The 1,462-nt window shown below is 64.7% G+C and carries 1 protein-coding gene; it reads left to right on the top strand.

Translation table 11 applies throughout. The annotated features are described in order from the left end of the window. The first annotated feature begins 128 nt into the window (after positions 1–128). A complete protein-coding gene (locus ABZW74_RS24575; protein WP_355280123.1) occupies positions 129–1,442 on the top strand; it encodes an ISL3 family transposase in 1,314 nt (437 codons plus the stop codon). The last annotated feature ends 20 nt before the right edge of the window (positions 1,443–1,462 follow it).

Genomic DNA, 1,462 nt, shown 5'->3' on the forward strand with positions numbered 1-1,462 from the left:
GGGCTCTTCGAAGTTGAGCGGGCGTTGCCTGGTCAGAGCCTCGGCGTGTCGATGATGTGAAACGCCCCTGGTCTCCGGAAATCTGGATGTTGCGAAGCATCAGATTCTCGTGAAGGAGTACCAGGGGCATGGTCGAGCCTACGTCGTTGTTGTTGGGGTTGGAAGGACTGGAAGTCAGGGCGGTCGCCGTGGCCGCGGACCGCGCTCGTGTGGTGGATGTGGTGACCGTCGATCCGGGGGCGGCCAAGTGCCCGGAATGCAGGGTCGCCTCGAGATCGGTGAAGGGCCACGCGGTCACCCGGCCACGTGACATCCCCTACGGAGATGATCCAATTCAGTTGCGGTGGAACAAGACCCGCTACTACTGTCGCAATCAGGCGTGTGGGCGGCGTTCGTTCACCGAATCGGTCCCCGAGGTCCCGCCTCGGCGGCGCACCACCACCCGGTTGCGGACGCAGATCGGTCGCAGTATCGGGGAGGCGGCGCGTTCGGTGGTCGAGGTCGCCGCAGGTGCGGGTGTGTCGTGGCCGACAGCGCACACTGCCTTCGTCGAACACGCCAAGCGGGTGCTCAAAGACCCCGCACCGGTGCGGGTCCTCGGGATTGATGAGACCCGCCGCGGCAAGCCCCGCTGGACGCGTGACAAAGACGGCAGACGCTGGGTGCGGGTCGATCCGTGGGACACCGGATTCGTCGACCTCAGCGGCGATCAGGGCCTGCTCGGGCAGGTCGAAGGCCGCACGGGTGCGGCGGTCACCCGGTGGCTCACCACGCAGACCACGAAGTTCCGTAACGAGATCACCCATGTGGTGATCGATCCGTCGGCAGCGTATGCCGCTGCGGTCACCGCCGAGTTGTTACCCAACGCACAGGTGGTGGTCGATCACTTCCACCTCGTCAAGCTCGCCAACGACGCCCTTACCGCGGTGCGGCGGCGGGTCACCTTCGACACCCACGGCCGCCGGGGGCGAAAACAGGACCCGGAATGGGCGAATCGTCGACGGTTACTCTCGGCGCGAGAACACCTGTCGGACAGGTCATTTGCCAAGATGTGGAACGCATTGATCGATCACGATCCGTCCGCGCAGATCCTCACCGCCTACATCGCGAAAGAGGAACTACGCCAGCTACTTTCCGCCGCGCGTCAGGGTGTGGACAACAGTGAGATCCGTCGCCGGCTCTACCGCTTCTACACTTGGTGCGCGCAGGCCGACATCCCAGAAGTCTCCCGGCTGGCGACCACGATCGAGGCGTGGTGGCCGGCGATCCTGGCGTTCGTGCAGACCGGGCTGACAAACGCCCGCACCGAGGGCTACAACCGACTGGTGAAACAGGTCAAACGCGTTGCTTGCGGATTCCGCAACACCGAGAACTCACGCCGCCGGATACGATTCCACTGCACCCGCGCCCAGCGGGCCAACAACCAGCAATTCCACTGCTGAGCAGTGCCCGCCTAACTTCG

Source organism: Gordonia sp. NPDC003585 (assembly GCF_040610755.1).
GTDB lineage: Bacteria > Actinomycetota > Actinomycetes > Mycobacteriales > Mycobacteriaceae > Gordonia.

Bases quoted from the DNA above. Each gene is read 5' to 3' on its own strand.
- ABZW74_RS24575 (WP_355280123.1), top strand. From the start codon at position 129: ATGGTCGAGCCTACGTCGTTGTTGTTGGGGTTGGAAGGACTGGAAGTC.